1 protein-coding gene is annotated in these 1,914 nt (G+C 66.2%); it reads right to left on the bottom strand.

The window, feature by feature from the left end:
- A partial coding sequence (gene infB, locus EN781_RS31515; RefSeq protein ID WP_127400678.1) for a translation initiation factor IF-2 occupies window positions 1-1,914 on the bottom strand: 1,914 nt, incomplete at both ends.

A 1,914-nucleotide genomic window follows, 5' to 3' on the forward strand; every position in this document is an offset into this window, starting at 1 on the left:
ACGCGCATGTCCTCGTAGTTCTGGAAGGCCATGCCGCACTCCTGGCCGCCCGGCACTTCCGAAACCTCGTCCTTGAAACGCTTCAGCGTCTTCAGCGTCCCTTCGTGGATGACGACGTTGTCGCGGATCAGGCGCACGCCGGCGCCACGCTCGACCTTGCCTTCGGTGACACGGCAGCCGGCGATCTTGCCAACCTTGGTGATGTCGAAGATCTCGAGGATCTCGGCATTGCCGATGAAGGTCTCGCGACGCTCCGGCGAGAGCATGCCCGAGAGGGCCGCCTTCACGTCGTCGACGAGGTTGTAGATGATCGAGTAGTAGCGGATCTCGATACCGGCGGCCGCGGCGGCGTTGCGCGCCTGCGCATTGGCGCGGACGTTGAAGCCAATGATCGCGGCACCGGAGGTCTCCGCCAGCGAGACGTCGCTCTCGGTGATGCCGCCGGCACCGGCATGGACGATGCGCGCCCGTACTTCGTCGTTGCCGAGCTTCTCGAGCGCGGCGCTGATGGCCTCGATCGAGCCCTGCACATCGCCCTTGATGACCAGCGGGAATTCCTTCAGCCCGCTCGTCTGCAACTGCGACATCATCTGCTCCAGCGAGCCGCGCTGGCCGGCATGCTTGGCCACCGCCTTCTCGCGCGCCAGGCGCTGACGGTACTCGGTGATCTCTCTCGCGCGCGCCTCGTTGTTGACGACGGCAAAGCGGTCGCCGGCCTGCGGCGTGCCCTGCAGGCCCAGCACCTCCACCGGCATCGCCGGCGGCGCTTCCTTGACGTGCTCGGCACGATCATTGACCAGCGCGCGCACCCGGCCCCACTCGTTGCCGGCGACGAGGATGTCGCCCGGCATCAGCGTGCCGGTCTGCACCAGAACGGTGGCGACGGGACCGCGGCCCTTGTCGAGCTGCGCCTCGATGACCACACCTTCGGCGGTGCGGTCCGGATTGGCCTTCAGGTCGAGGATCTCGGCCTGCAGCAGGATCGCTTCGAGCAGCTTGTCGAGATTGGTGCCCTTGGTCGCCGACACTTCGACGTCCAGCACCTCGCCCCCCATCGATTCGACGAACACTTCATGGCGCAGCAGTTCGGAGCGCACCTTCTGCGGGTCGGCGTCACGCTTGTCGATCTTGTTGATCGCCACGATGATCGGCACGCCGGCCGCCTTGGCATGGCTGATCGATTCGATCGTCTGCGGCATCACGCTGTCGTCGGCAGCAACCACCAGAACGGCGATGTCGGTCGCTTGGGCGCCGCGGGCGCGCATCGCCGTGAAGGCGGCGTGGCCGGGCGTGTCGATGAAGGTGATCTTCTGGCCGTTCTTTTCGACCTGGTAGGCGCCGATGTGCTGGGTGATGCCGCCGGCTTCGCCGGAAACGACATTGGCGTTGCGGATAGCATCGAGCAGCGAGGTCTTGCCGTGGTCGACATGGCCCATGATCGTCACCACCGGCGGACGCGACACCAGGTCTTCCGGACGGTCGGCGATGTTGAACAGGCCTTCCTCGATGTCGGACTCGGCGACGCGGCGCACCGTGTGGCCGAATTCGGTGGCGACCAATTCGGCCGTGTCGGCGTCGATGACGTCGCCCGGCTTCATGATCTGGCCCTGCTTCATGAAGAACTTGACCACGTCGACGGCGCGCTCGGACATGCGCTGCGCCAGTTCCTGGATGGTGATGGTTTCGGGCAGGATCACTTCGCGCATGACCTTCTCGCGCGGCTCGTTGTGCATCGCGCGCTTGAACTTCTCTTGACGGCGGCGCATCGACGACAGCGAACGGCCGCGCGCATCCTCGTCGGAGAGCGCCGAATTCAGTGTCAGCTTGCCGCGGCGGCGGTCTTCCTCGCCCTTGGTGGGCTTGGCCGGACGCGCCACTTCAGGCGTGACCAGGCGGCGCACGGGAGCGCCGGCG

This window comes from Mesorhizobium sp. M4A.F.Ca.ET.090.04.2.1, from assembly GCF_003999085.1.
GTDB lineage: Bacteria > Pseudomonadota > Alphaproteobacteria > Rhizobiales > Rhizobiaceae > Mesorhizobium.